General features: G+C 69.5%; 35 protein-coding genes and 5 pseudogenes. 18 read left to right on the top strand and 22 right to left on the bottom strand.

The genetic code is table 11. The features are described from left to right. The first annotated feature begins 118 nt into the window (after window positions 1–118). Both V9G19_RS02175 and V9G19_RS02170 read left to right on the top strand, forming a co-directional pair. The gene (locus V9G19_RS02175) at window positions 119–463 is read left to right on the top strand and encodes a hypothetical protein (protein ID WP_462283842.1); all 345 of its coding nucleotides are present in this window, start codon (window positions 119–121) and stop codon (window positions 461–463) included. After that, window positions 460–1038, top strand: a pseudogene (locus V9G19_RS02170) (methyltransferase domain-containing protein); the annotation flags it as partial. The gene V9G19_RS02175 and the pseudogene V9G19_RS02170, both read left to right, overlap by 4 nt. A 138-nt stretch (window positions 1039–1176) precedes the next feature. On the opposite strand, the gene V9G19_RS02165 reads toward V9G19_RS02170, so the two are convergent. Continuing rightward, the gene (locus V9G19_RS02165) at window positions 1177–1434 is read right to left on the bottom strand and encodes a response regulator transcription factor (RefSeq protein ID WP_462283887.1); all 258 of its coding nucleotides are present in this window, start codon (window positions 1432–1434) and stop codon (window positions 1177–1179) included. A gap of 137 nt (window positions 1435–1571) precedes the next feature. Between V9G19_RS02165 and V9G19_RS02160 the strand changes: the two genes are divergently transcribed. Further along, a complete protein-coding gene (locus V9G19_RS02160) occupies window positions 1572–1754 on the top strand; it encodes a hypothetical protein (RefSeq protein WP_462283841.1) in 183 nt (60 codons plus the stop codon). A 5-nt stretch (window positions 1755–1759) separates the two neighbouring features. Here V9G19_RS02160 and V9G19_RS02155 read toward each other — a convergent pair whose 3' ends face one another. From V9G19_RS02155 to V9G19_RS02145, 3 genes are read right to left on the bottom strand one after another with little or no spacing between them, the layout of a single operon-like run. After that, on the bottom strand, window positions 1760–2407 hold the full coding sequence (locus V9G19_RS02155) for a response regulator (RefSeq protein WP_462283840.1): 648 nt from the start codon (window positions 2405–2407) through the stop codon (window positions 1760–1762). Next, complete coding sequence (locus tag V9G19_RS02150; protein ID WP_462283839.1) at window positions 2404–3540, bottom strand: sensor histidine kinase; 1137 nt, start codon at window positions 3538–3540, stop codon at window positions 2404–2406. The genes V9G19_RS02155 and V9G19_RS02150 overlap by 4 nt, the downstream gene beginning before the upstream one ends. Then, window positions 3537–4016, bottom strand: a complete 480-nt coding sequence (locus tag V9G19_RS02145) for a DUF6326 family protein (protein ID WP_462283838.1) — start codon at window positions 4014–4016, stop codon at window positions 3537–3539. The genes V9G19_RS02150 and V9G19_RS02145 overlap by 4 nt, the downstream gene beginning before the upstream one ends. A 312-nt stretch (window positions 4017–4328) precedes the next feature. On the opposite strand from V9G19_RS02145, the gene V9G19_RS02140 reads away from it, so the two are divergent. From V9G19_RS02140 to V9G19_RS02125, 4 genes are all read left to right on the top strand, one after another. After that, entirely contained in the window at window positions 4329–4463 is a 135-nt protein-coding gene (locus V9G19_RS02140) for a hypothetical protein (RefSeq protein WP_462283837.1), read from the top strand. A gap of 377 nt (window positions 4464–4840) precedes the next feature. After that, entirely contained in the window at window positions 4841–5050 is a 210-nt protein-coding gene (locus V9G19_RS02135; RefSeq protein WP_462283836.1) for a DUF2191 domain-containing protein, read from the top strand. 36 nt (window positions 5051–5086) lie between these two features. Continuing rightward, window positions 5087–5464 carry a PIN domain-containing protein gene (locus tag V9G19_RS02130; RefSeq protein WP_462283835.1) on the top strand — a complete coding sequence of 126 codons (378 nt, stop codon included), beginning with the start codon at window positions 5087–5089 and terminating at the stop codon, window positions 5462–5464. A gap of 208 nt (window positions 5465–5672) precedes the next feature. Next, complete coding sequence (locus tag V9G19_RS02125) at window positions 5673–6065, top strand: nitroreductase family deazaflavin-dependent oxidoreductase (protein WP_462283834.1); 393 nt, start codon at window positions 5673–5675, stop codon at window positions 6063–6065. Window positions 6066–6254: 189 nt separating this feature from the next. On the opposite strand, the gene V9G19_RS02120 is transcribed toward V9G19_RS02125, so the two are convergent. Continuing rightward, a complete protein-coding gene (locus V9G19_RS02120) occupies window positions 6255–7034 on the bottom strand; it encodes a GNAT family N-acetyltransferase (protein ID WP_462283833.1) in 780 nt (259 codons plus the stop codon). 61 nt (window positions 7035–7095) lie between these two features. On the opposite strand from V9G19_RS02120, the gene V9G19_RS02115 reads away from it, so the two are divergent. Together V9G19_RS02115 and V9G19_RS02110 are read left to right on the top strand one after the other, a co-directional pair. Beyond that, complete coding sequence (locus V9G19_RS02115; RefSeq protein WP_462283832.1) at window positions 7096–7326, top strand: hypothetical protein; 231 nt, start codon at window positions 7096–7098, stop codon at window positions 7324–7326. 36 nt (window positions 7327–7362) lie between these two features. Next, complete coding sequence (locus tag V9G19_RS02110; RefSeq protein WP_462283831.1) at window positions 7363–7758, top strand: hypothetical protein; 396 nt, start codon at window positions 7363–7365, stop codon at window positions 7756–7758. Here the strand turns inward: V9G19_RS02110 and V9G19_RS02105 are convergent. Together V9G19_RS02105 and V9G19_RS02100 are read right to left on the bottom strand one after the other, a co-directional pair. After that, window positions 7731–8246, bottom strand: coding sequence for a GNAT family N-acetyltransferase (locus V9G19_RS02105; RefSeq protein ID WP_462283830.1), 516 nt, complete (start codon window positions 8244–8246; stop codon window positions 7731–7733). The two genes, V9G19_RS02110 and V9G19_RS02105, sit on opposite strands and share 28 nt — an antisense overlap. A gap of 292 nt (window positions 8247–8538) precedes the next feature. Next, window positions 8539–8862: pseudogene (locus V9G19_RS02100) on the bottom strand (hemerythrin domain-containing protein); the annotation flags it as partial. Between the two features lie 398 nt (window positions 8863–9260). Between V9G19_RS02100 and V9G19_RS02095 the strand changes: the two are divergent. Genes V9G19_RS02095 through V9G19_RS02085 form a run of 3 tightly spaced genes read left to right on the top strand, consistent with a single transcriptional unit; the run spans window position 9261 to window position 11987 of the window. Further along, window positions 9261–10301, top strand: a complete 1041-nt coding sequence (locus V9G19_RS02095) for an AAA family ATPase (RefSeq protein WP_462283829.1) — start codon at window positions 9261–9263, stop codon at window positions 10299–10301. Between the two features lies 1 nt (window position 10302). Then, window positions 10303–10716 carry a hypothetical protein gene (locus tag V9G19_RS02090; protein WP_462283828.1) on the top strand — a complete coding sequence of 138 codons (414 nt, stop codon included), beginning with the start codon at window positions 10303–10305 and terminating at the stop codon, window positions 10714–10716. Then, window positions 10692–11987, top strand: a complete 1296-nt coding sequence (locus V9G19_RS02085; protein WP_462283827.1) for a helix-turn-helix transcriptional regulator — start codon at window positions 10692–10694, stop codon at window positions 11985–11987. The genes V9G19_RS02090 and V9G19_RS02085 overlap by 25 nt, the downstream gene beginning before the upstream one ends. Here V9G19_RS02085 and V9G19_RS02080 read toward each other — a convergent pair. Continuing rightward, complete coding sequence (locus tag V9G19_RS02080; RefSeq protein WP_462283826.1) at window positions 11975–12541, bottom strand: dihydrofolate reductase family protein; 567 nt, start codon at window positions 12539–12541, stop codon at window positions 11975–11977. The genes V9G19_RS02085 and V9G19_RS02080 overlap by 13 nt on opposite strands. A 34-nt stretch (window positions 12542–12575) precedes the next feature. Next, window positions 12576–13040, bottom strand: a complete 465-nt coding sequence (locus tag V9G19_RS02075) for a DUF3574 domain-containing protein (RefSeq protein WP_462283825.1) — start codon at window positions 13038–13040, stop codon at window positions 12576–12578. A 171-nt stretch (window positions 13041–13211) separates the two neighbouring features. Here V9G19_RS02075 and V9G19_RS02070 point away from each other — a divergent pair, with 171 nt between their 5' ends. Beyond that, window positions 13212–13898, top strand: coding sequence for a helix-turn-helix transcriptional regulator (locus tag V9G19_RS02070; protein ID WP_462283824.1), 687 nt, complete (start codon window positions 13212–13214; stop codon window positions 13896–13898). Window positions 13899–14007: 109 nt separating this feature from the next. Further along, a complete protein-coding gene (locus tag V9G19_RS02065) occupies window positions 14008–15273 on the top strand; it encodes an alpha/beta fold hydrolase (RefSeq protein ID WP_462283823.1) in 1266 nt (421 codons plus the stop codon). A 184-nt stretch (window positions 15274–15457) separates the two neighbouring features. Here the strand turns inward: V9G19_RS02065 and V9G19_RS02060 are convergent. From V9G19_RS02060 to V9G19_RS02035, 6 genes and pseudogenes are all read right to left on the bottom strand, one after another. Beyond that, a pseudogene (locus V9G19_RS02060) lies at window positions 15458–16300 on the bottom strand (outer membrane protein assembly factor BamB family protein); the annotation flags it as partial. Between the two features lie 182 nt (window positions 16301–16482). Then, window positions 16483–16824 (bottom strand): annotated as a pseudogene (locus V9G19_RS02055) (Ig domain-containing protein); the annotation flags it as partial. 184 nt (window positions 16825–17008) lie between these two features. After that, the gene (locus V9G19_RS02050; RefSeq protein ID WP_462283822.1) at window positions 17009–17587 is read right to left on the bottom strand and encodes a hypothetical protein; all 579 of its coding nucleotides are present in this window, start codon (window positions 17585–17587) and stop codon (window positions 17009–17011) included. 33 nt (window positions 17588–17620) lie between these two features. Next, entirely contained in the window at window positions 17621–18097 is a 477-nt protein-coding gene (locus V9G19_RS02045) for an Ig domain-containing protein (protein ID WP_462283886.1), read from the bottom strand. Window positions 18098–18140: 43 nt separating this feature from the next. Next, entirely contained in the window at window positions 18141–18326 is a 186-nt protein-coding gene (locus V9G19_RS02040; protein ID WP_462283885.1) for an Ig domain-containing protein, read from the bottom strand. Between the two features lie 33 nt (window positions 18327–18359). Then, window positions 18360–18893 (bottom strand): putative Ig domain-containing protein, encoded by a 534-nt coding sequence (locus V9G19_RS02035; RefSeq protein WP_462283821.1) that lies wholly within the window; start codon window positions 18891–18893, stop codon window positions 18360–18362. A 35-nt stretch (window positions 18894–18928) separates the two neighbouring features. On the opposite strand from V9G19_RS02035, the gene V9G19_RS02030 reads away from it, so the two are divergent. Further along, window positions 18929–19147: a hypothetical protein gene (locus V9G19_RS02030; RefSeq protein WP_462283820.1), complete on the top strand. Its 219-nt coding sequence runs from the start codon at window positions 18929–18931 to the stop codon at window positions 19145–19147. Here V9G19_RS02030 and V9G19_RS02025 read toward each other — a convergent pair. Further along, a pseudogene (locus tag V9G19_RS02025) lies at window positions 19132–19230 on the bottom strand (hypothetical protein); the annotation flags it as partial. The gene V9G19_RS02030 and the pseudogene V9G19_RS02025 overlap by 16 nt on opposite strands. A gap of 265 nt (window positions 19231–19495) precedes the next feature. On the opposite strand from V9G19_RS02025, the gene V9G19_RS02020 reads away from it, so the two are divergent. After that, window positions 19496–20056 carry a DNA-directed RNA polymerase subunit alpha C-terminal domain-containing protein gene (locus tag V9G19_RS02020; protein ID WP_462283819.1) on the top strand — a complete coding sequence of 187 codons (561 nt, stop codon included), beginning with the start codon at window positions 19496–19498 and terminating at the stop codon, window positions 20054–20056. A 10-nt stretch (window positions 20057–20066) separates the two neighbouring features. On the opposite strand, the gene V9G19_RS02015 is transcribed toward V9G19_RS02020, so the two are convergent. From V9G19_RS02015 to V9G19_RS02005, 3 genes are all read right to left on the bottom strand, one after another. Then, window positions 20067–20231 (bottom strand): hypothetical protein, encoded by a 165-nt coding sequence (locus V9G19_RS02015; protein WP_462283818.1) that lies wholly within the window; start codon window positions 20229–20231, stop codon window positions 20067–20069. A 280-nt stretch (window positions 20232–20511) separates the two neighbouring features. Further along, window positions 20512–21645, bottom strand: coding sequence for an alpha/beta fold hydrolase (locus V9G19_RS02010; RefSeq protein WP_462283817.1), 1134 nt, complete (start codon window positions 21643–21645; stop codon window positions 20512–20514). 71 nt (window positions 21646–21716) lie between these two features. Continuing rightward, on the bottom strand, window positions 21717–21935 hold the full coding sequence (locus V9G19_RS02005) for a hypothetical protein (RefSeq protein WP_462283816.1): 219 nt from the start codon (window positions 21933–21935) through the stop codon (window positions 21717–21719). 206 nt (window positions 21936–22141) lie between these two features. Between V9G19_RS02005 and V9G19_RS02000 the strand changes: the two genes are divergently transcribed. Further along, the gene (locus V9G19_RS02000) at window positions 22142–22342 is read left to right on the top strand and encodes a hypothetical protein (RefSeq protein WP_462283815.1); all 201 of its coding nucleotides are present in this window, start codon (window positions 22142–22144) and stop codon (window positions 22340–22342) included. Here V9G19_RS02000 and V9G19_RS01995 read toward each other — a convergent pair. After that, window positions 22326–22859, bottom strand: a complete 534-nt coding sequence (locus V9G19_RS01995; protein ID WP_462283814.1) for a TetR/AcrR family transcriptional regulator — start codon at window positions 22857–22859, stop codon at window positions 22326–22328. The two genes, V9G19_RS02000 and V9G19_RS01995, sit on opposite strands and share 17 nt — an antisense overlap. A gap of 239 nt (window positions 22860–23098) precedes the next feature. On the opposite strand from V9G19_RS01995, the gene V9G19_RS01990 reads away from it, so the two are divergent. Then, window positions 23099–23542, top strand: coding sequence for an ester cyclase (locus V9G19_RS01990; RefSeq protein ID WP_462283813.1), 444 nt, complete (start codon window positions 23099–23101; stop codon window positions 23540–23542). Between the two features lie 27 nt (window positions 23543–23569). Here V9G19_RS01990 and V9G19_RS01985 read toward each other — a convergent pair whose 3' ends face one another. Both V9G19_RS01985 and V9G19_RS01980 read right to left on the bottom strand, forming a co-directional pair. Beyond that, a complete protein-coding gene (locus tag V9G19_RS01985; RefSeq protein WP_462283812.1) occupies window positions 23570–23836 on the bottom strand; it encodes a PIN domain-containing protein in 267 nt (88 codons plus the stop codon). Then, entirely contained in the window at window positions 23833–24072 is a 240-nt protein-coding gene (locus tag V9G19_RS01980) for a ribbon-helix-helix protein, CopG family (protein ID WP_462283811.1), read from the bottom strand. Before V9G19_RS01980 ends, V9G19_RS01985 begins: the two co-directional genes overlap by 4 nt. Window positions 24073–24304: the final 232 nt, after the last annotated feature.

Genomic DNA, 24304 nt, shown 5'->3' with positions numbered 1-24304 from the left:
TCTGAGGTAGCCGCTGCCGATTTCTGAGTCGGCCTGACGATGTGCGCGTCGGCGCGCGGCGTCCATGGTGCTGGTGTTCCCCCGTCACCGGACCCAGCGGGCGAGAGAGGCCGCCGCCATGGACGACATTGCCGACGCGGCCGGAGCGGTCGCCACCGCGGTGTTCGCGCTTGGCTATCTGCCGATGATTGCGCGGGCGCTGCGCACCAGGGACCTCACGTCAAACAGCCGGGCCAATCTCGTGTTGACCAACACCGGCAACGCCCTGCAGACCTGCTACGTCGTCCTGAACTTGCCGCTCGGCCCGATCTGGCTGCTCAATGGCGTCAACGTCGCCGTCTGGGCGCTCATGCTCGGCTTGCACCTGCGCCACGGGTCGCCGCGTCCCGACGACGAGCTGTGTCGGGCCTCGACCGTCAACAAATCGATTGACGAGAGGCCGAAGGATCCTCGGGTGGTATGAGACCAGTGAGCGAGGATGATCGCGCGCACGGGCAGGCCTTTCAGGGTGTCGTGGCCGGCGGCTTCCAGGAGCGCCGGGCCCCGGAGCTTTCCGCGTCGGAGATTGCCGGATTGGTTGGCCTTCTTGACCTTCAGGAGGCGTTGCCGTCCGTCGCCAGGCTGCGAGAGTGGTCGTTGGATGTTCTGTCGCCGGCTCCCGGCGGGGTTGCCGTGGACGTGGGATGCGGCACCGACACTGAGCTACGTCGTCTCGCGGTGCGCGTTGGGCCGAAGGGTCGGGCCGTGGGGGTCGACATCAACCCCGCCCTGCTGCAGGTCGCAGCGGAGCGGACGCCCGCCGGGTCTGCAGCGGAATGGCTCCCTGGAACGGCGACCGCACTGCCGTTCGATGACCAGGCCGTCGACGTGTTGCGGTGCAAGCGGGTCTTACAGCACCTGACCGATCCGCAGTCCGCCGCCAGCGAGTTCGCCCGGGTGCTTCGTCCCGATGGCCGGGCGGTCGTCCTGGACTCGGACTGGGGCACCGCCATCACAGTGATCGACGAGGCGGATCTCGCTCGGAGAGTGCAGGAATGGGGATGGCAGACCCATCACCGCGGACGAAGGCGCGCGGATTTTCGCGGGCGTGGAATCGGCACGCGCTCGCGACGAGGCCTTCGTCTCGGTGACGATGTTCGCCGTGCTCGCCACCAAACGACCTGCGTGATAGACCGGTCAGCGCATCCCGACGCGATGCGCGATCCGGGCGGCCTCCTGGCGACCGGACACCTCGAGCTTGCGCAGGATGTGGCTGACGTGCACACTCGCCGTCTTGACGCTGATGTAGAGGTCAGCGGCGATCTCGCCGTTGGTGCGGCCGGCGGCGAGTTGTCCGAGCACCTCGAGTTCCCGCTCGGTGAGCTGGTATGCCGCGAGCGCGGCCGCAGAGGTCCCGGGCGGCGTGTCGGAGTCCGCGTGGCCTAGTGGCGCGATGAGGTCGATGCGGTGCCACCCGGCCAGTCGTTCGAGTTGCTAGCGCAACTGCAGACCGGCCCGGAGTCCCTGCTGACGCCACCGATCGTGTGGCGGGCACTCACCTCTCGGCTCGCTCCCAAGGCCGGAGAGCCCCCGTGGACGTGACCACCTGTCCCGAGTGCGGGGCAATCGCCCACGTGCAGTGGCGCGCGGTGCTGGAGAGCACCGACGGCCCGATCGAACACGCGAAGGTCGGCTGCCTGCACCGGCATTGGTTCCTGCTGCCGGTGGCCGCGCTCGGCCGCCCGCCACGCGTGGATTGCCTCCGATCCAGCTGACGCGGTCACGCGCGTCTGCTGTGGTAGGCCCACATCGCGATCTCGACCCGGTTGCGGACCGCGAGCTTGGCCATCAACGACGCGACGTGGGTCTTGACCGTGCTCAGGCTGATAAAGAGGTCAGCGGCGATCTCGGCATTGGTCCGGCCGCGGGCGACCAACAGCAGCACCTCCTCCTCGCGCTCGGTGAGTGGGTCGATCGGTTGGATCGCCACCTGCGGCGCCCGGTCGACGAAGGTTTCCAGCACCCGGCGCGTAACATTCGGAGCGATCAGGGCGTCCCCGGCCGCTGCGGCGTGGATGGCCTGGACGAGGAGATCCGGCCCGGCGTCCTTGAGCAGGAACCCGCGAGCCCCGGCGGACAGGGCGCCGAGGATGTACTCGTCGAGATCGAAGGTCGTGATGACGACGACCGCCATCGGATCCGGCACGTCCGGCCCGGCCAGCCGCCGCGTCACCTCCACGCCGTCGAGCCCGGGCATCCGGATGTCCGCCAGGAGGACATCGGGACGCAGCCGGGTCGCGGCCTCCAGCGCCCCGGGCCCGTCGGCCGCTTCCCCCACGACCTCGAGGCCGGGTTGTGCATTCAGGATCATCACTAGCCCCGTGCGGACCAGGTCCTGGTCGTCTGCCACGACAACGCGGATGGTCACGCGCGGACCTCCGCCGGGAGTTCTGCCTCGACGACCCAGCCACCCTCGGCCCCCGGCCCGGCAGCGAGGGATCCGCCGAGGAGGTGAGCGCGTTCGGTCATACCAGTCAGGCCGAAGCCGGGCTCGGGACCTGGGCCGGGATGGGGCAGTCCGTCATCGGCGATGCGCACCCTGACCACCTCGCCCACGCGGCATACGTCGATCCCGACGCGAGTGGCGCTGCGCGCATGCCGGATGGCGTTGGTCAGGGCCTCCTGCACCAAGCGGTAGATCGCGGCATCCACGGGAGCCGGCAATCGGGTCACGGCGCCGGCGAGCGAGATCTCGATCGCGGGGCTGGAGTCGGTGCGGGCCAGGCCGGCCAGGTCCGCGACGCCCAATCGCGGTGCGTAGGCGTCCCATTCGTCATCACGCAGCACCCGCACCATGGCCCGCATCTCCGCGAGGGTGCGCGACGCCTCCGACTCGATCGCGGCCAGGATCTGGGCCGCCTGCAGGGGCTGGCTGCTGGCCACCACGCCGCCGGCCTGCGCCTGCACGGCGATGGCCGAGATGTGGTGGGCCACGGTGTCGTGCAGTTCGCGGGCCAGGGCCAGTCGCTCCTGGTTGCGGATCTCGCGGTGCTGGCGCTGCCAGAGGGCGGCGCGATAGCGGAACACCGCCGCGAGGGCGGCGATCAGGAGCAGTAGCAGGCTCCCGCCGACGAGTTCTGCCCCGCCCGCCGAGGTGGCGGACATGCCGAGCGCGACGACCGCCGCGACGAACGGCATACCCAGCGCTATCTCTCGCCCGGCGCCCCACCGCACCAAGGAGTAGAGGAGGATCAAGATCGCCATCATCGAGTACAGGCCAAGATCGCCGCTGCGCGTGGACAACTGGATGACGGACAGCACACCGGCGACGCCGAAGCCGGCCACGCACGCCAGCAGCGGACGACTCCGGCGCCACAGCAGGGCCGGCATCAGCGCCATGGCCAGGACGGTCACGAAGGGCTGCCCGGCCAGGTCCGCACGGGCGAGGCCCTCGACCAGCGCGGCGGCGCCGAACCCGCCGACGAGAAGCCAGTCGAGTCGGCTCACGGGTGGGGCGCCCGCGGGCCGCGGCTCGCGCCAGATGGAGCGCCAGAGGATCACCGCCTCAGCGTAGGACCACGGCCGCGGGGTCGGAGGTCGATGCCGACGGCGTGCGACGCCAGGTCCAGGCGGAGTGCAGGATGCAGGCCGAGGCAGATCAACTCGACCGCGAGACCGAGACCGTAATAGGCCAGCCACTCCCCGCCGGCCAGGTTGAACGCCATGTAGGGGATGAGGAGGGTGGCCACGACGAGGTTCGTGGCGCGGTTCGCGCGGGCGGGCAGGGTCGTGGAAAGCAGGATCATCAGGGCCGGGATCGCCATGCCCGTGAGCGCAGCGATCGCAAAGGTCTGCGTGATGTCGAAGGTGAAGACCTTCCCGTTCAGGATGTCCCGCACCACGCCCGGCTTGTAGAGACCGAGCAGGTCGACGTAGACGTAGAGGAACATGAAGCTGGTCCACGCTGCAGCGAGTCTGATCTGGATCGGGATCTGCGGGCTCTCAAGCGCTGCGGGCGTTGCTCTCGGGGTCGTCATGTGGTTGCTCCTTCGATTCAGGTGAGTCGGTTCCAACACGATGACTGGCTACGTAACCGCGGGTCATCGGCCCGAGGACTCGAATCGGCTCGTCCGAAAGGACGCCCGGCGGGCGGTGCTTTCGGCTGATCCGGGTGGCACAGGCCTCGCGTTAACCTTTGTTCCGTTGCCGTGAACCGCGAGGCCTGGGCGTCACCGGGCGCCCGTCGAGTTCAGAGCGAGGATGGCCCGACTTCTCCTCGACACCCAATGTGATCTCGGCGTTGCGCGTCTGGACCCGTGGGTGGCATGACCGCTCGTCGTGGATAGCTATTGGATGATCGACCACACGGCAACCCGATCCTGATCGGACGCACCAAACGCCTCTTCACCCCCACCCAACTCCACGCCCTCATCGTCCGCGACAGCGGCTGCACCTTCCCCGGCTGCACCCGCCCCGCCGGCTAATCGCTTTTCTCGGGGTCCCCGCGAAGTTCCGCAGCGAAGCGAGGACACTTCGTGGGGTGGGGCGCGCACCACCTGATCACTGGATCGACGGAGGCCGCACCGACCCGGACAACGCCGCGCTGCTGTGCCGCCTCCACCACACCGTCGTCCACACCCGACGCCTCTGGGGCCGCGTCAGCACCGGACCACCAGGCAGCCACGACGAACACCGGCTGAGAGTGACCTGGGACCTCACCCCAGGCAGCTACGCACAAGCTCTCACCGAACACACCCACGGCCAGCCGCCTGACTACGGGGCCTTGACCAGGTCTCGTTCACCGACCTGTGGCAGGAGCTGCATACATGCTTCGCGTGGGAAATATATATGAGGGGGTCCGGTGACAAAGAGACTGATCGACATTGACGATGCTCTGCTCGATGCAGCTCGTGACGCGTTGGGCACGTCTGGGGTCACGGAAACGGTCCGCGCCGCCCTGCGCAACGCGGCGGCAAACGCCTCCCGGGCCAAGGAGGTTGAGTGGCTGCTCGGCGGGGGCCTCGCGCCGCTGGCTGATGCCGAGGCGCGCGCTGCCGTATGGCGCTCATAGCCCGATTCCTGATCGACACCAGCGCCGGCCGCGCGGATGACCAACGCGATGGTGTCGGAGCGGTTGGGACCGTTGATCCGGGGCGGATTGGTGGCGACGTGTCCGACACTCGACGCCGAAGCCTTGTATTCAGCGCGCGATGCGGCGGACTACGTCGCGATCCGCGAGAACCGTCGCACCGCCTATGAGTACCTCCCCGTGGACGATGAACATTGGCAGCTGGCGTTCGATTTCCAGCAGCAGCTGGCCGCGAGCGGCCGGCATCGGGCCGTCGGAATCGCCGATCTCCTCACGGCCGTCATAGCGCACCAGCACCAGGTCACCGTGATTCACTATGACGCTGACTTCGAGACAGCGGCCGCGGTCCTGCCCTTCGACCACGCCTGGGTAGTGCCGCGCGGTTCGATGGCCTGACTGCGACGGCGGACCAGTCCCGCGGCATGAGCTGCGGGAAGGCGCGCTGCGGGGGGCCCGCCGGCTCCTCGGGGTGAAAGGGGACAGCCCCTCATGGTTCCACGGGTCGGCCTGGATGCATGGTGGGGGCATGACTGAGCGGGCACCCGGGCAGCCGCCCCGACTCCCACCGGCTCCGGTGATTCGACTTGCTTGGCAAGGCCACCGAATGCTCAACCGGCTCAGTCGCGGTCGCTTCCTCTGGACGCCAGAGGGCAAGCGCGGCTCGGGCGCCTTCCGGCTCACAACGACCGGCCGCCGATCGGGCGAGCCGCGGAGCGTGATCCTGGCTTATCTGACGGACGGCGACGGGTTCTCGGTCATTGCGATGAATGGCTGGATGCCGGGGCACCCGGACTGGCTCGTCAACCTGCGGGCCAATCCGGCCGCGACGGTCACCCTCAAAGGCGGCGCCACGATCCAGGTTGTCGCGCGTGTGGCGAGGGGGGCCGAGCGCGAGCGGATCTGGCAGCGCTGGGTGGCCGTGGATCCCAAACTGCAAGCCTGGGCGACCGCTCGCGCGACGCCGACACCTGTGGTCGTCCTCAAGCCATCGGGATAGTCCTCAACCGCGGGTGGCAAGCTGAATCGTGGTGCGCCGAGCGTGGTCTAGACTAGGCGTTCGTCCGGCGCTGACGGAGGGCGATCGTGGCCGCACGCCTCTCGCTCGTCCCGAGCACGTATGCGTCGGCCACCGCCGCGATGAGCCACTCAACCCGGCGGGGCGGGCAGCCTGCGGCGCAGTCAGCGATCAGGCCGGCTCATAGGTGTGCACCTCACCGACGGTGACGAAACCGGCCCGGGCATAGATGCCCTGCCCGTCCGGAGAGGCCTGCAAGACGCCTGTGACGCTGCCGGACTCGCGGGCCAGGGTGAGCAGGTGGGCGAAGACCGCGCCGCCGATTCCGCGCCGCCGCAATGGCTCTCGCGTGACGATGTCATAAATGCCGGCCGTGCCCTGACCTAGGAAGAGGCAGCCGATGCCGACCGGTTCGTCGGCAACGGACGCCACGACCATACGGAGCCCGGCGTAGCTCTCGGGCGGCAGTCGGGAGAGGCGCTCGAAGACGCCGCGCACTCGCCGGCCCTCCGGGTGATCGCCGAACAGGTCGGCCATGATCGCGCCGTAGGTGAGGACGTCCGCTGCCGTGGCCACGTCACGGATGGACAGGCCCGCCACGCTTGGCTCGTCCCCGGCCGGCTTCGTCAGATCCGCGACCATCGCGACATGGGTCTCGGTATGCCGCAGCCCGCACGCGGCGAGAACCCGCCGCGCCGCGTCGTCCACGTCCCACGACCAGAGCGCGAAAGGGGTTGGGCTGCTGGTGAATCCGCCGACCTTGCGGGCGATGATCTCAGCCGTGCCCGAGTCGGCGCGACGGGGCACGATCACGGTGAAGGTGTCGGTGGGCAGTCCACAGTCCACGGTGACGACCCCGCCCTCGTGATCGATGACACCCCCGAGCAGGCGGGCCAGCGATGAGGACTTGGTGATGAAGTTGTCACGCACCTGACGTCGCGGATCGTTCACGGTCCGATGATGCCGGTGGCGACCTGGTGCCGCGAGCGAGTTCTCGTGCTTGGCTCGGTGGGTGGTCACGGTGGAGGACGTCCTCACTGTCGGGTTGTCGTTGCCTCGGGCCTATCGCGTCATGGTGCGCGACCGAGTGAAGCTGCGGGTCGGATCGCTGGTGTTCGTGGCCTTCAGCCGCGACGAGCGGGTTCTCGGTTTCGCCTTTCCGAAGCTCGAGCGCGACGATCTGGTGCGCACCCGGCCGGAAACCTTCTTCCTGCCGGAAGCCGGTGATCTGCGCTTCAACTGAGTCTGCGCGCACCTGTCGCGGCTCGACGCGGTCGAGATGCGCGAACTCATCACCGACGCGTGGCGGATGTGCGTCCCGCGGATGCTCCATGACCTGCCCGACCTGCCGGCCCCGACGGCCGCCGCGTGGGCCGCGATGGACAGCAGCGACTGGACGCGCCTCCAACCGATGCTCGATCCGGCCATCGACTGGCGCCTCGGCGGCCAGGCGTGCCACGCACCTGCAAGGCCGCGACGCCGTCATGGCCTATCTGCGGAGCCATCCGCGACCCAGGCCCCCGGACGAAGTCGAGGTCTGCGACGGGCGGATCGTCCGCTGGGCGATGAGGTGATCGGTCTCGTGGGGAGGTTGGTGCTCCCAGGGCCGCACCAAACCTCCCCACGAGTGCGCGCTGCCGGGGCCGATCACCGGGTCGGCGTGCTGCTCGCCTGACCTGCTGGCTGGCGGGCCAGCCAGAGCTGGGGTTGCTGCGCGTTGAACTGCTCCTGCTCCGCATCCGACAGGATCGCGAAGTGGCAGGAGACGTATACCGCGAGGGCCCGATCGTTGTGGGGATCGATCCGCAGCACCACCCGGCGGCCGGGTCGCGCAGCGATCTGCGCGAGCGCGAGGACGAGCGCACGGCCATGACCGCGTCCCCGCCGTGCCGGGTCGACGACGAGGTGTGCCAATTCGGCCTCTCCCTCCTTCGGGTCGTCCCAGATCGTGCCATACGCCACGGGCACTCCGTCGTCCTCGACGACCCAACAACTGGTGTCCGGGTCGCGCATCCAGCCGGTGAGCACATCCTGCGGTTGACCGGCCTCCGGAACCCAGCCGCGCGAGAAGGGAGACTGCTGCATCCAGGCCAGGATGGCGTCGGCGTGCTCGCTCCGGGCCAGGCACCACGACCGGCGACGCGCTGGGCACCAGGTCGGCATACCGCCCGAACAACTCGCGTTCGCGCCGCTCGAATCGCCCGTGGGTGAGCCGCCATACGAGCCCGGCCGCCGGTAGCCCATCGACCAGCACAGCGAGCCGGACCCGCTCAGGCAGCGCGTCGAACACCCAGGGCACCAACGCGAGCAGCACCCGCGGCGACATCCCCTTCTGGAAGTGTTCGCGTTCGATCCGCAACCAGTCCTCATGGCGCAGATAGCGTTGCGCGATGGCGAGGGCGGCTTCCTCCTCACGGGCGAGGTGCGCCTCGAGCACGCCGGCCAGCCGGTCGAATTGGGCGTGCGCGTGGACCCGCTCCTCGGTCCAACCGCTCGCGCTCAGAGCCTTGACGGCATCGGTGCACGCGTCCAGGGCATCGTGCAAGCTCTCGTGCTCGGCCGCCATCTGCCTCAGCACCGCCACCTCCTCCGGCGCGGCCACGGCCTCCAGCGTGGGCCATAAGCCGCGGTCCTCCCCCTCGTGATGGTGGGTCACGGCCTCGATGAACAGCCCCCAGCGCCTCGCGGCGTGGCGCAACCCGGCGGGCGGCGTCTCGACGTCGGTGAAGGCGCGGAAGCGTGCGAGATCCCGGCGAAACGCCTGGTGCAGAACGAACATCGACGTGAGGTCGACCGGCCCGGGCGGCGCTGCCCGCTGTCCGGGGAGGAGCCCGTCTCGTTGTCTCGGGGGGACGGGGGTCTGATCGTGGTGCATGGTCGGGCTTTCCTTGTGTTCGGCGGCCGGGGAGCGGGTCTGGTCACGCTCCCCGGCCGGCGGATCGGTGGGTGGTTGTGTCAGAGCGCTTTGAGGCGGCGTCTGCGACCGTGGCGTGCGGTCCGCCTCTGGTGGACGTCGTCGCGTCGTGCTGCCACCACGCGGCCGCGGGCGTTCTGGCCGGCGTTGGCCGGGTGCGCCTTACCTGTGCGGGTGTCCATCATGCGTTCTGGCATGTTCGATGGTGAGCCGACGACCCACCGATGCGCGTGGGCGGGCACTACCTATGTCGACGATCGCGAATGCCCAATTCGCTGCGCGGCACCGGCTTCGTCAGCCACCATGGAGACGAGGCACAAGCCGGCGGCTGCGGGCGCGGCCGGCGCCGAGCGAATTGGGATACGACGATGCGACTGCTCGAACTGGTCGAACGGGAGGCCGAATCCGCGCTCCTGAGCGCGGCTTTCGAGCGTCTGGTCGCGGGGTCCGGGCAGGTCGTCCTCGTGGCCGGGGAGGCCGGCATCGGCAAGACGTCGCTGATCCAGGCAGCTCTGGCACGGGCTCCGGACGGCGTCCGGGTGTTGACGGGCGGGTGCGACGATCTCGTCGCGCCCAATCCGCTCGGAGCGATCCGTGAAGCCTTCGCCGACACCGATGCCGGGCTCGGTGACCTGGCCGCTGCCGGGGCCATCCACGACGTCCTTGAGCGCCTCGTCGCCAACGTGCACGACGGCGGGGCCACTGCTCTCGTCATCGAGGATCTGCACTGGGCCGACGACGCGACGATCGATGTCGTGGCCTATCTCGCGCGCCGCTTAGATCACTTGCCCTTGCTGTTGATCGTCTCCTTCCGCGACGACGAGGTGGACGCCGGGCACCCGGCGCAGCGCTTCCTCGCAGTCGCGCCCGCGGGTGCCACCACCTACGTGCGGCCGACTCCGTTCTCCGTTGCCGGGGTCGCCGCGCTCTGCACGGGCACCCCCTACGACCCCGCGGAGCTGCACGGCATCACCTCGGGCAACCCCTTCTTCGTCACCGAATCGCTCGCCGCCCCCGCGGACCAGGCCCTGCCGGCCAGTGTCGCCGCCGCCGTCACCGCCCGGCTCAGAAGGCTCTCGCCGCCGGGACACGCTGCGCTGGAAAGTGTTTCAGTATGGACGGGCCTGCTCGACTTCGATTTCGCGGAGGCGTTGCTCGGACCGGATCTCGCCCAGCTGTCCGAAGCGGAACAACTCGGGATCCTGGTCGGCGAGAGCGGCGGCCTGCGGTTCCGGCACGAGCTCGCGCGCCGGGGTCACGGAGTCGGGCCTGACCAGTCTGCGGCGTCGGCGGGCCGACCGTGAGGTGATCGAGGCGCTGACCCGACGCGGCGAGGACGACCTGCCGCGCCTGGTCCATCACGCGCTGCAGTGCGGCGACCTCGAAACGGTCGCGCGGTTCGCGCCCGCCGCCGCGGCGCGATCCGCTCGCCTGGGCGCCAATCGGCAGGCGCTGGCCCTGTTTCGCGCAGCTTTGGAGCACGAGCACCTGCTCTCCCGCGCACAGCTCGCCGACGTACTCGACGGGTATGCCTGGGAGCTCTACAACGCCCACCGGTTCACCTCCGCGGTCCAACAGGCCGAGCGTGCGGTGCGCCTCTACGCGAAGCTCGAGGATCGGGCGGGCGAGGCCTGCGCGCGGGTACGGCTGAGCCGGCATCTGTTCATGGCCTCGGATCCCGTTGCCGCACAGGAGTGTGCGCAGGCCGCAGTCCCCTGATCGATGAGACCGACCCCGCCGCCCTGGCCTCGGCCCTCACGTCACTCGGCGCGGTGCTCGCCCACGACGACGCCGCGGCCCAAGCGACCGCGATCCTCACACGCGCCCGAGGGCTGCCGGCAGCCGACCCCGGGGTCGAGGTGTTGTGTCTCAACTACCTCTCCATCACCGATCCCGAACTGACGGACGATGAGCGGATCGGACTCTTGCGCAACAGTCTTGACGTGGCGGAGGCGGCGCACGAATACGAGGGCATCGCGCGGGCCTACACCAACCTCGGCGAGCTGTACTACCGGATGCAGCGCTACGACGCCCTGGACGAGCACCTGGCGCAGGGTTTCGCCTTCGTGCGCGAACACGGATTCTGGTCGCACACCTACAACCTCGAGGTGCATCACGCGCTGCTGCGGATGCGCCGCGGCGATTGGGCGGGCGCCGAATCCGAACTCGGGCAAGCGGTTTCGCGTTACCAGGATCCGGGGATGCTAATCCTCTACTCGCTGGCGCCGCTGGCCCGGTTGCACGCTCGCCGCGGCGAACCCGGCGCCGAGGCCGACCTGCGACGGTGTTGGCAGCTGGCGCAGCGCCAGCGCATGCTCCTCGGCCTGGGGTTCGCCGCGACCGGTCTGCTCGAGTGGGCCTGGCTCGAGGGCCGGCCGGATGTGGCACGAGATGTCATGGGCGAGTGGCACAAGCACGTCGACCGGCCGACCGCCGCGTGGCTGGACGCCGAGGTGCGGCGGTATGCCGTGCGCGCGGGCGTCGACCTCACGGCATACCGCGGCACCCGGGACCCCGTGGCCAGCCCGTGGACGCTGGGCCTGCGCGGCGACTGGCGCGCGGCCGCGGCGGCCTGGCGCGCGCTGGGCGACGACTACGAGGCCGCGGTGGAGCTAGCCGACTCGGGTGTCGTGGACGCCATGGTGCAGGCCCTGCGGGAGCTGACCGAGATGGGCGCCCGGCTGGCCGCCGCGCTGGTGCGTGGCCGGCTCGCAGATCTCGGCGTCACATCGGTGCCCCGCGGCCCGATCCGCCAGACCCGCGCCAACCCCGCGGGACTGACCCCGCGGCAGCTCGATGTCGCCTACCTCCTGGCCGACGGCCTGACGAACGCCGAGATCGCCGAGATCGCCGAACGGCTCTACCTCTCGGTGCGAACGGTCGACCATCATGTGGCGTCCATCCTGCTCAAGCTTGAGGTCCCCAACCGGCGGCGGGCCATGTCGCTCGTGCGCGGCTGGTTCGCGGACGGCGACGATCAGCGCTCGTAGCGCAGCACCGTCACCCCGCTGTCGAAGCAGCGGGTTGTCGTCAGCCGCAACTCGACCGGCGCCGGCGCTCCGGCGAAGAGGCCGATCCCGTCGCCGACGACGACGGGGTGGACCTTGACTATCAGCTCGTCGAGCTGAGCGCTGAGCTGCCCGGCGAGTTCCCCTCCGCCGCATAGCCAAATGTCTTGTCCTGGCCTGGTGCGCAGCTGCTCCAGGACCGCCCGGGGATGGCGGTCCTGGAGGGTCACTGTCGCATCGTGGGCCAACGCGTCGTCGTGGGTGAAGACGTGCTGGTCGAGATGCTGATACCCGCTGGTCAGCCCCGCGTCGAGCGCCACCTCGTGGGTGCGCCGTCCCATCAGGACCGTGTCGAATCGGCGGGGTGGGCCGTCGATCTCCAGCAGCTGCCGCAGGTGGGTGGGCACGGTCTCGGGGAACTCCGCGACCTGCGCCTCCCAGTGTCCGCCGTCGCGTTCCAGGAAGGCCGTGGTGCCGTCGGGGCCGGCGATCTTGCCGTCGACGGACGCGGCGACGAAGTAGACAAGCCGTCGCATGAAAACCTCCTGGCGTGAGACGAACTACGACGGCTCAGAACGAGATCCGGTCGGTGGAGTCGGCTCGCAGCACGGACTCCTGCTGGAACCGCCGCTCGTATTCGGCCCGGATCTTCTCGATCTTGATGTTGGCGGCCGGGCTCGGTGGATAGAAGAGCACCACGACATACGACCGCTCCTTGACGATGGCGCCCTGGGAGTTCTTGAACTGGCCGTCCGCCTTGTGCACCGTCAATCCTTCGGGGAACCGCGGCGTGATGACGCCGTTGACGAAGACCTGGAATGCCGCGTCGGCGACGTCCTTGCCCGGCTTGTCGGTGCCGAAGTAGAGCGCCGTCCGGTCCATGGTCTCACCGATCGCGGGCGCCGCCTGGGCGGTGGCGACGGGGGTGATCGTTTGGGGCGCCGCCGTCGCCGCACGATCGACGAGTTGCCCGGTGCCGAGTGCTGCGGCCACGGCGACGGTCACGAGGGAGAGGCGAAGATTCTGAGACTGCATGGGGCAGTGACCTTTCAGTGGTGTCTTGACTGTCGAATCACCATGCAGGGCACCGCCGCCGGCCCACATCGGCAGCTGTTACCCACTTTTCTTGCCGGCACCCGTCGTCGCAGAATGCGCACGTCGACATCGACATGCGTCCGGCAGGAACTTGCGGTATGCCTGTCTCCTATGGGCTATCGCTTCCGGGAATCGCCGTCTCCCCTGGTCGGGTTGGTCTGGGAAGCCGTCGCCGAGGACGGCGGGAGCTACACAGAAGCAGCCAACGAGTTCTGGGGAATCGGCTTCGACATCGATCCACGCGGACGCTTCACGGCCACGCTCGCCGGTCCCAGCCCGGAGCCGCGGGAGCTGATCACCGAAGCCGGCGGCCGGTCGTGGGGCGTGGAGTTCCCACCGGCGGTCTTCCTGCGCCGCATCCCAAAACTGGATGTCCTCGCAAAGCTACGCGAGTTGCCGAGCGATGGCCGGTTCTTCGAGATCGCCGGCGTCCGCTTCCCGGTCACCGAGTATGACGAGATGGAGGTGCTCGTCGAGGCCATGCACCGCCAAGGCGTGCTGCTGTATGACGCCGCGCTCGGGAGCGCGCTGGCGGGCGAATTCGCCGGCTACTCCGAGCGGCACTTGCGCCGCCGCGCCAGCGCGGCAACCGGGTTGGGCGCCAAGCGGATCGAGCAATTGCAGCGGGCGCGGGCGGCATACCGGCTGCTCGTGGCGGGGGCAACGCTCGCGGACGCGGCCCGCGAAGCGGGCTACAGCGACCAGGCACACATGACCCGCGCCTTCCGCGACATCAGCGGCCTGACGCCGGCACGCATCCTGGCCGAAGAGATCGACCCATTCGCCAGCCGCCCCTGATCGCACTTCGTCTCTGCGGCTTGGGAGCAGGAGGGCCGGAATCTTCAATACCGGTGTCGGCACCCGCGGGCAGAGTTGAGACACACCAACCACCGCAAGAAGGACGATCATGACCACCACGACACCGGACCCCACCGCCCAGCAGGACCTCGATGACCTGGCCGCCCGCCTCAACCGTGTGCGTCGCCAAAAGCCTTCTGCCACACCGTTAGAGGGGATCAGCGCCGAGCGCGTGGCCGCCCTCATCGAGGTGTGGCGGGACCTGGACTACCGGGCCGTCGAGGCCGAGTATGCCGGGCTCGGCTCGAGCCTGACCGCCACCGCCGACGGTCGCCGACTGCACTACCTGCACCTGCGCGCCGAGGGCGATGGCCTGCCGATCGTGCTACTGCACGGATGGCCGGACACGCCCTGGCAGTTCCGCCACCTGATCCCCCTGCTGGTCGCCGCCGGCCACGACGTCGTCGCACCAACCGCCGCCGGCTTCGGGCTCAGTGACGAACCCTCGGGGGAGCTATCCCCCGGTCTGGTGGCCGAGGACGTCCACACCCTCGTAACCGGGCTGGGCTACACCTCGTATGCCGTGCACGGCACCGACTGGGGCGCCATGGTCGGGGCGGCGCTAGCCGCCGCCCACCCCGACGCGGTCGCCGCGCTGCACCTATTGCAGCCGCCGTTCGACCGGGCCTTCTTCGTCGACCGCGGCACGGCGAGCGAGGCTGAGCGCGCCTACTTGACCCACCTCGATCAGTGGGGTCAAAGCGCGGCATACGTCTCGGCGCACACGCACCAGGCGGACACCCTGGCCGCGGCCTTCGCCGACTCGCCCGCCGGCTTGTTGGCGTGGATCGCCGAGAAGTACGACGCCTGGTCGGGCGCGAACGTGCGCGATGAGGACATCGTGCGGTGCGTGGCAACCATGTGGCTGACCGACTCCTTCCGCTCCTCGGTGCGGCTGTACTCCGAGCCCGCCAGCACCTGGGACACGTCGTCCTGGGACGCCGAGTCGGAAGGCTCCGCCGACTGGGGCAACGAGGATGCTGCTACGTCGGGCGAGTGGCAGACCGGCGACTCCCCGGCGAGTGGCTGGGAAGCCGGTGAATGGGAACCCGGCGCAGGGGAATCCGACGCCTGGGGCGCCGGAGGCGACGCGGGCTCTGGCGAGTGGGCGCCGGCGCGGATCGAGGTTCCCACTGCCTTCGCCCTCTTCCCTCAGGACATCGGCACGCCGCCGCGTGAGTTCGCCGAGCGCTTCTTCGACGTCCAGCGCTACACCGTGATGCCTCGCGGTGGCCACTGGGCCGCCCTGGAGGAACCGCAACTCGTCGCCGACGATGTGATCGCGTTCGTATCCCACGTCGGCGGGGTTCGCTGAGGCGACTACTTCCTCGTCTCCCCGCGGTGCCCCGGAGGGGCGGGCACCGCGGGACCATGTTCCTACACCAGTGGCCCGTAGACGCGGATGCCGTCCGCGCGGGTCGCCATGTAGATCCGGCCGCCCGCGATGGTGGGTCCGCCCGTGAGGTCCCGGTCGAGACCTGACCGCCGTTCCAGACCAGTTCACCGGTCGTGCGGTCATACCCCTTCAGCGTCTTCATGCCCGCGTTGGCAATCAGGATCAGATCTCCCGCCGAGGCGCTCCAGTGCGCCCAGTCGGTCTGTGCGCGCCAGAGTTCGGATCCGGTTCGGGCGTCGAGGGCCCGCATTTGCCCGTTGACGTTGTCCGCCGTCCCCATCGTGATCACGGTGCCCGCGCTCACCACCATCCCGACACAGTGGATGATCCTCGCGCTCCAGCGCACCGTGCCGTCGGCCGGGTCGAGGGCTGCCACGCCGTTGAGCGAGCGCACGTAGAGGGTGTCACCGTCGATGATCGGCAACGGGTCATTCGCCATGGTGTCACCACAGGTCGTGGGGCTGTCGTCCGGGAAGACCGTGCGCTCCCACGCCACGGCCCCGGTGGCGAGGTCGAAGGCCCGGGTGCGGCACGTCGAGCGGACATACACCCGGGTTTCATCCGCGGCGACGTCCGGGAACATCGCGGGCTGGGACCAGAGCGTCGCCCCGGTGGCCGCGTCGAGGACGAGCACGGAGTAGTCGGCCGCCACGATGACCCGCGAGCCCATCGGGATCGGCGCCTCCGTGCTCCCGGTCCCGAGATCCGCGGAGCGCCAGAGAATGACACCATCGCTGGCCCGCACCGCGACAATGTGACTGTCGTTGTCCTGGGCATACAGCACGCCGTTGCCGAGCGACACCGCCGTGGTGAAGACATTCGCCGGGTTCGCCGGATCGGCCGCCCGGGTCCACAGCGGCTGGCGGTTGGTGCTCGATCCGCTCGTGTCCCAGGCTCCGATCGTGCCGTCCTGCCGGACGGCATACAGCCGGTTCCCGGAGACCACCGGCGAGGCGTAGGGATACCAGTACGCATGCGGGGCGGGGGCTTCGCGAAGTAGTAGCGCAGGGCCAACTGGGAGGCGGTGCCGAGGCCGATCGAGGTTTCGGCCGGCTCGAACGGGTTGCCGTCCGGCCCGCCGAGCGGTGTCGGCCAGCTCGGCGTGCCGACCCCGACGACCGCCACGGCCAGCGCCCGCGTGCGGCTAGCGCCGCGGGAATCGGCGACCCGGACGGTGACCCACTGCGTCCCCGCGGCGGTCGGCGTGCCCGTGATCGTCCCGCCACTCGACAGGGTCAGGCCGGCGGGCAGGGTGCCCTCCGTCATGCTCCAGGTGTACGGCCCCGTGCCCCCAGATGCGGCGAGCGCGGCGGAATACGCCTGGCCGGGGCGGGCCGTCGCCACGACTTTGGTATCGATCGTCGGAAGCACCGGGCCGAGGCCGAACACCCGGGTGATCCGCGGCGACGGGCCGGCGAAGCTGCCCCCTTGTTCGATGACGACCTTGCCGTTGCCGAAGGCGGGCTGCATGCCATAGATGTTGTCGGTGAACGAGATCCGCTTCAGTAGCGCGCCGGACGCCCGGTTCAACGCGATCAGGTCGCTGCCGCGTCCCTGCGAGTAGATCTCGGTCGAGGTCAGCCAGATGACCCCGCCGCCGGTGCTGGCGAAGCCGCCGCCACCGCTGACGATGCTGCTGAGCCGGCTCGGCACGTCATACGTCCATTTTATCGACCCGTCCCCGGGCCGCAGCGCCTGGAGGATGGACGGCGACGGCGGGCCGAAGTCGACGACCGCGCGCCACACGTACACCGTGTCCGCGTCCACGCCGGCGATGCCTTAGATGTCGGTCGATGGACGCACGGCCCACCCGAGGGCACCCGTTGCCGCGTTGTAGCGCCACTCCCAGGTCCTTGTTCGCATAGACCCAGCCGTCCGCTGAGGCCACGATCGTCCCGGCCACCATCCCCGAGACAACCCACGTCTGGGCACCCGTCGCGAGGTTGAGGCCGCGCAGCCGGTCATCGTAGAGGACGACGGCCGTGCTGCCGCTGACGACGACATCGCGGACGGTGCCGGCACCGCTTGGATTCAGGACCTGCCACAGCCGCTGGCCATCCGTGATCCGGCGCGCGGTGACGCTCTCGGATTGGGACCACTCCAGCAGCGTGTCCCCGCTGACGGAGATTCCGGTGCGATTGGTCCCCGGGTCGACATCGCTGGTCTGCCAGCTCAGCTCGTGCGCCCCCGTGCGCGCCAGCGCGCGAAGGTTGTCGTAGCAGTTGACGATCACGACGGTCGCGGTGACGATGACCGCGCGGGGATCCTAGGAGCACTCGTCTTGTGCGGTGGATCGTTGCGACAGCAGGGAACCGGTGGTCAGATCGTGGACCGCCAGGCCGCGTTCGTCAGGGTTCTGCGGGTTGCGGCCGGCCACGTAGAGCCGGTTGCCGGGGATGGCACTCAGCCCTTCAGCGCTCGACCATTCCTCGCGGACAGTGGCTGCGGTGGCCGGGGTGATCACGTTCTCCTGCGGCGCCCAGCGGGAGTGACCGGCATCGTGCATCGGGTGCGCCCAGTCCTCGGCCGACGCGGAGGCGGTCACGGTGATCGCCAGGGCTTTGGTCGCGCCGGCCCCACCGGCGCCGGTGACCCGGACCGTGAAGTTCGAGGTGCCCTGCACGCTCGGGGTGCCGGAGATGATCCCGGTGGCCGGGGCCAGAGCGAGACCCGCCGGCAGGGAGCCGGCGTCGAGCGCCCAGGTGAACGGGCCGACCCGGTCGCCGTCAGGGTCGTGCTGTATGCCGTGCCCACCGTCCCATTCGGCAGGCTCGTCGTCGTGATGGTCACGCCGCTCCCGCGGGGGCCACGGTCATCGACAATGCCGTGGTGGCGCTGGCGCCACCGGCGCCGGTCGCGCGGACGGTGAAGCTTGCCGTGCCGGCCGCCGTCGGCGTGCCGGTAATCGCCCCGGTGCCGCTATCCAGGTCGAGACCCGCTGGGAGGGAACCACTTTCGAGCGCCCAGGTGATCGGCCCGGGACCGGTCGCTGCCAGGGTCGTGCCCTATGCCCTGCCCACCGTCCCGCTGGGCAGGCTGGTCGTCGTGATGGTCACCGCACCCGCGCCGGGGGCGACGGTGATCGAGAGCGGTTGGGTCGTGGTGGCGCCGCCCCGGACGAGCTTGACGGTGAAGAAGGCGCTGGCCTGGGTCGTCGGGGTGCCGCTGATCACGCCGGTCGTCCTGGCGAGGACGGGGCCGGGCGGTTTGCCGGCGGACAGCGTCCACGTGGTCGCGCCGGTGCCCGTGGCCGCGAGCGTCGCGCTGTACGCCGAACCGACCGTCGCGGCAGCCAGGCTGGTGGTCGTGATCGCGAAGGCTCCGGCCGCGGAGACCTTGACGGAGAACTGCTTCGTGACGCTCTTGCCTCCCGCACCAACGGGTTTTAGCTTGAACGACTTGGTCCCGGCGGCGGTCGGGGTCCCCGACAGGATGCCGCTCGCGCCGTTCAGGCTGAGCCCCGGGGGGGAGGGTGCCGGATCCCGCCACCAGCGACCATGTGAACGGGCCGGTGCATCCGGGCACCAAGGTGACGGCATACGGCTTGCCGACCTGACCGGCGGGGAGTGCCGGGGTGGCGACCCATAGGGTGTCGACGGCCAGCGTGAACGGCTTGCTCGCGCTCGCACCGCCCGCCCCGACCACCTTGACGGTGAAGGTCGCCGACGTGCCCGCCGTGGGCGTTCCGGAGAGCACCCCCTTGGTGGTCAGGACCAGCCCGGCAGGCGGCGCCCCCGAGGTGATGGACCACGAGTACGGGCCAACGCCGGTGGCGACGAGTGCCTTGGTGTAGGGGACGACGACCTTGGCGCGCGGCAACGGACTAGACGTGGTGATCCGGACCACGGGGGCCGCCTGGGTGATCCCGGGGGCCATTCGTGCTGGTGCCAACGCGCTGCTCGACGTGGCCGTCGGGACGGCCAGCAGGAGACTGGAAACGATGATGAGCAGCAGACGCAGCCGACGGAACATGATGGCCCTGCGAGATCCCGACCGGCAGGGGTGATGCCGTTCGCGCGTCAGGCTAAGAGGACTCGCTTACACCTCGCTTACCCCGCCTTTAACCCCGGCTCTACTTTGGCTTAACCCGCGTTATCCGGCCGGGGTGGGTGGGGACCGACTCCCGGATAGCGTGAACGTCATGGCGAAGACCAAGGCGACGCCGGCGGATGTCGATGCGATCGCCGCCGGCTTGCCCGGGACCGAGTTGGGAATCTCGTGGGGCGACCGGCCGACGCGGAAGGTCGGGGGCAAGGGCTTCCTGCTCTACCACGCGCCGCACAAGACGGCGATCGATCCGGAGTCCGGGGAGTTGTACACCGACCTGCTGGTCGTGCACACGCCGGATATGGAGGCCAAGGCCGCCCTGCTGGGCAGCGGCGGATCCTTCTTCGACATCGACCATTTCCGCACGTACGCCGCCGTGCTGGTTCAGCTCTCTCGCCTTGGCGAGTTCGATCGCGACGACCTCGTCGAGGTGATCACCGACGCGTGGGCGGCAAAGGCGCCCAAAAGGCTTGTGGCGCAACACTTCGGTGAGCCGGTAGATCCTTTCGAGGATCTCGCGGCCCGGGCTCGCCGCGCGCTGGCGGGCGCCGGTATCCGGACCCTCGCGCAGTTGCGCGAACGAACCGACGAGGAGTTGCTCGCCCTGCACGGTGTCGGCGCGAAGGCCTTGCAGCAGGCGCACGCACTGGACTGAGCGATCGACCTCAGTAGCTGAAGGTCGTCGCGCCCTCGTCCCCGATCCACTCCCACAACTGGACCGAGCCGGCCTTGGTCGCGTTGTCGACGAGGTTGCCGGCGTCGATTCCCTTGGCGTCCACACAGATCCCGCAAGCGATCATCGTGCCGCCCGCCGCGGCGTACCGCTGCATGAGGTTGTCCAGCGGCGGGCACCCCTCGCAGGCCGACGGCGCGGGCCACGCCCGGCACGGCCAGGCGGACCGCCTCCTTGGTGAGGAACATGATCGTCGGCCGCCCCGACTCAGCCGCCCCCACGGCCACGAGGAACGCGACGGTCACCTTCTCCGGGTCCTCGAGTCCGGTGGAGAGACTGATGGCTGCCTTGCCCATGATCGTTTCCTTTCGCCGCCCGGCCGGCGCCGGGAATGCTCTCGAGGCTAATCGCGCCGCAGGCAGGTGACGAGAGTGCCGTCACTCAACTCCGGTGGCCCGCTGGCCCTCTGGTGTCGGCCGGCGCGTAGTCGCCGGACTGGTCAACAGCCAGGCAACCGAGCCGGCGCGCGCGGCCGGTCCGGACAGGCCGAGTTTCGCGTAGACGGACTGCAGGTTCCGCTCCACGGTGCGGACGCTGAGGTGAAGTGCGTCGGCGATTTCGGGGTTCGACTGACCCTGAGCGGCCCGCCGCAGGACGTCCAGTTCTCGTGGTGTGAGCGCTTCTGCCACAACGGGGTCTGCGCTCCCAAGGCCGTCGAGGCCGAGGAACTCGGTCACCTCGCGCACGAACACCGGCCACGCCGGTTCGTCCTCGAGCAGGATGTGGTTGTTGCTCTCCAGCGCGACCAGCCGCGCGCCTGGTATGCCGGCGGCGAGCGCCCGGCCCTTGTCGAACGCGTTCATCCGCTCGTGCCTCGAGTGGATGACCAGGGTCGGCACGTCGATCTCCGCCAGCAGGTGGCCCGCCTCGGCCTCGTTCCGCTCCCGCCGGGCGGCGTATGCCGTCCGCGCCGACACCGCGCGCCGATGCAGATCGTCGAGCCAGGCCATCTGCTCCTCGGTCGCGTCGGGGATCATCATCGTCGTGAAGACCCGCCGGAAGAGCGGGTCACTGCGGTCCCAGCCGGCCCGGATCATCGCCTCGAAGGCCGCCTCGAGGTCCCGGTCGTCCTGCGTGATCTCTTGTGCCACACCGGCATACGTGCTGGCGCACACCAACCGAGTGACCCGGCCGGGATGGGCGTGGATGTAGTGCAAGGCCACCGGGCCGCCCTGCGCCATCGCGATGAGCGCGAACCGGTCCAGACCGGCGTCGTCGATGACAGCGGCCAGGTCATCGACCCGCCTTTCGAGGGAGAAATCGGTGACCGCTCGGTCGGAGAGTCCGTGCCCGCGTTCGTCGAAGCGGACCACCGTGGCCACTTTGCCCAACTCGAGGAGATAGTGCCGCCATACCGGACTGCGCCAGTCGAACTCCAGGTGACTGAGCCAGCACGCGTCGAGGACTACCGGAGGTCCGGCACCGAGCACGGCATACGCGATCCGCACCCCGTCGCTGGAGGTCGCGAAGCGCACTCGCTGCGAGGCCTCCACCTGCGCCGGCGACGTCATCCAGTCCACGGTAGAGGTGCGCAGGTCACATCAGGCGGTGATGATGCCCGGGCCGCTGCAACAGCCGTAGCTCAACGTGCCGTTCGGCATCTTCGTGTTGGAATACCACGGCCCCATGTCGGGGACGCCAGCTCGGACTCGATCCGCCGGCGGACCTCCTCGGAGACCAATTCCATGCCGATCTCCTGGATCCGGCGCGGCGTCCAGTAGATCCGCATGATGCGCTCGGCGAGCGCCGGGTCAACGTAGAAGGTGGCCGAACGGCCCTGGTTCAGGGTGTCGAGCATCATGGCGACGATGGTGGCGCCATCTCCCAGACGACGGCCTTGCCGTCGTCCACGGCCGATTCGATGGCCGCCAGCGTGGTGGTCTGATCATCATCCATACACCTCACGGTAGGCACGTCCGGTGTGCTCCGTGGCGGAATGGCGAAATCGGTGCTTTCGACCGGATCCAACGACCCGCCGAGCCCAACTCAATGAGGCACTCCGGAACGGTGACGGCCAAGGGCTACAACCGCGTCAGGGCCGCCAGGGCGCTGACGCTGGCCGACCTCGTCATGTCCGACGCCTTCGTGGCGTGCTTCGACGCGAAGTACACCTACTCCCGTGGCGCCCCTTGGCGCGCGCGGCCTGGCAACGTGCGTCTGTTGAGTGCGGCGGAGAACCCTGCCACCAACGTCACGTCGTCGATGTAGCCCGATCACCGATCAGGCTGTCCGCCATCGCATTTCCGAGCCACCCCTCATACCGTTCGAGCGACCAGCCGCGGCGCCGGACGAGGCGATCAGCGACGTCCGGAGACGTCAGGGTCCACAGGATGTCCGCGGCTTCGGCCGCCGAGAGTCCGTCCCGGAGCCCGTACTTCTCGGCCAGGCTGCGCGCCACCGCGTTCGTGCCCGCGGCGTGTTCGGCGTCGACGGCGGCCCAGACCGGACGAACGTCGGGATTGCCGGCGGCAGCGAGCAACACCGGGACCACCGGGGCGACGCGGGCGTAGATCACGCGGCCCATCCGGGCATACCGGCGCAGCGCCTCGCGGCCGTCCGGCGCCTCCCACACCGAGGTGGCGAGGTGGCGATCGAGCATCGGCACCGGCTCGAAGTCACCCGCCAGCGTGATGTCCCACACCCCCTTGAGCAACGCCGGTTTCCGTCCGACGGCGTTGTAGACCGTCTGAACACTGACCCGCGCGTGCCGCGCGATCGACGCCACGCTGACGCCGTCTTACCCCCGCTGGAGGAAGAGTCCCCGGGCTGCGGTGAGCACCCGGCGGCGCGTCTCGGCCAACCGCGGGTCGGGCGTCGGGACGGCCATACGACCACACTACGGCTCGGCCGTGACCTGGCCCGAGTGGAACGAAAGGGCGAAGCGTTCCAACAACCTTGCCGCGGGCACCAGGCTCGCGCGACCGTGGTTGTCTTAGCCAACACTCATCCAGGAGAACCAGATTCATGACTACTGCACAAGAACTCGCCATGGCGGTCCTCGATGTCCTCCAATCGGGTGACACCGACCGACTCGACCACCTCGTCAGCGAGGACTTCGTCGACCACGGCGTACCGCCGTGGATGCCGACCGGCCGGACGGCCTACGCCCAGACCTTCACCTTCCTCCACCACGTGCTGCAGCTGCGCTACGAGGTCCACCGGGTCGTCGCCGAGGGTGACTACGTCGCCATCCACGCGACCGCGCACGGAGTCGACAACAGCGGCCACCTCGGCTTCCCGGCGACCGGCAAGCCGTATGCGATGCCCACCATGCACCTCTACCGCGAACAGGACGGGATGCTCGTCGAGCATTGGGGGGTGCGCGACGAATTGCAGGCCCTGTGGCAGGTGGGCGCGCTGCCCACGCCGGCCCCTCCGGCCGCCTTCGCCGAGTTGGCGGGTCGCTAATCGGATCACCAGGTCGGCATGACGCGGTCACGCGTCCGACGATCGTCCCGTCAGGGGGTTGAGGCGCCGGAGACCGGGAAACCGGGCGAAGTCGCTGTCGGCGCTGACCATGGCCAGGCCGTGTTCGAGGCAGATGGCCGCGAGCGCGGCATCACTGACCAGTCCGGCACGCAGGTCAAGGTCGATGAGGAGGCCTCCGAGCAGAGTTCGATGGCCTGGTCCCGGCGCTGGCACCCAGCTCGCGGGGGCGCCCAGCCAATCCTCGACATGGCTCCACGCCTCGCGGGGACTCAACGGGTTGCGGAGCGCGCGGGTCCCTCGAGGTAGTCGAGGGCGTCGGCGACGTTCGACACGCCGATGCTGATCCCCAGGGACCGGGTCCGCTGGACGAAGGGCGGGCGGTCATTCTCGGTGAGCATGCCGCGACGCATGAGTTCGTTGACGGCCTCACTGACCCCCTTGCCCTCCTCGCGGCGCATCCGTTCCACGGCCTTCGCGGTATCGGGGTCCAGCTCGACCGTCGTACGCATGCAGAAAAAACAGCATCCTCATGCAGGCAGTCTGATGCGAATGAGCCCACTTTACTGCCCCCGATCGCCTCGACGAGTTGGCTTCGGGCGGCCAATACGCCCGCAGCGGCGGCCGCCGGCGGCCCGGACGAGTTCGGGGTCGATGCTGCCGCCGCGCCCCGGATGGGTTGCCGGGCGGACGGTTCTCGTGGTGACGTCCCTGGGGGCCATGCTGGCCCTCCTCCAGGCCACC

Origin of the sequence: Nostocoides sp., from assembly GCF_037045025.1 — a bacterium.
GTDB lineage: Bacteria > Actinomycetota > Actinomycetes > Actinomycetales > Dermatophilaceae > Nostocoides_A.
The sequence above is the reverse complement of the archived record's forward strand: the minus strand, read 5'-3'. Positions and strand labels throughout refer to the sequence as shown.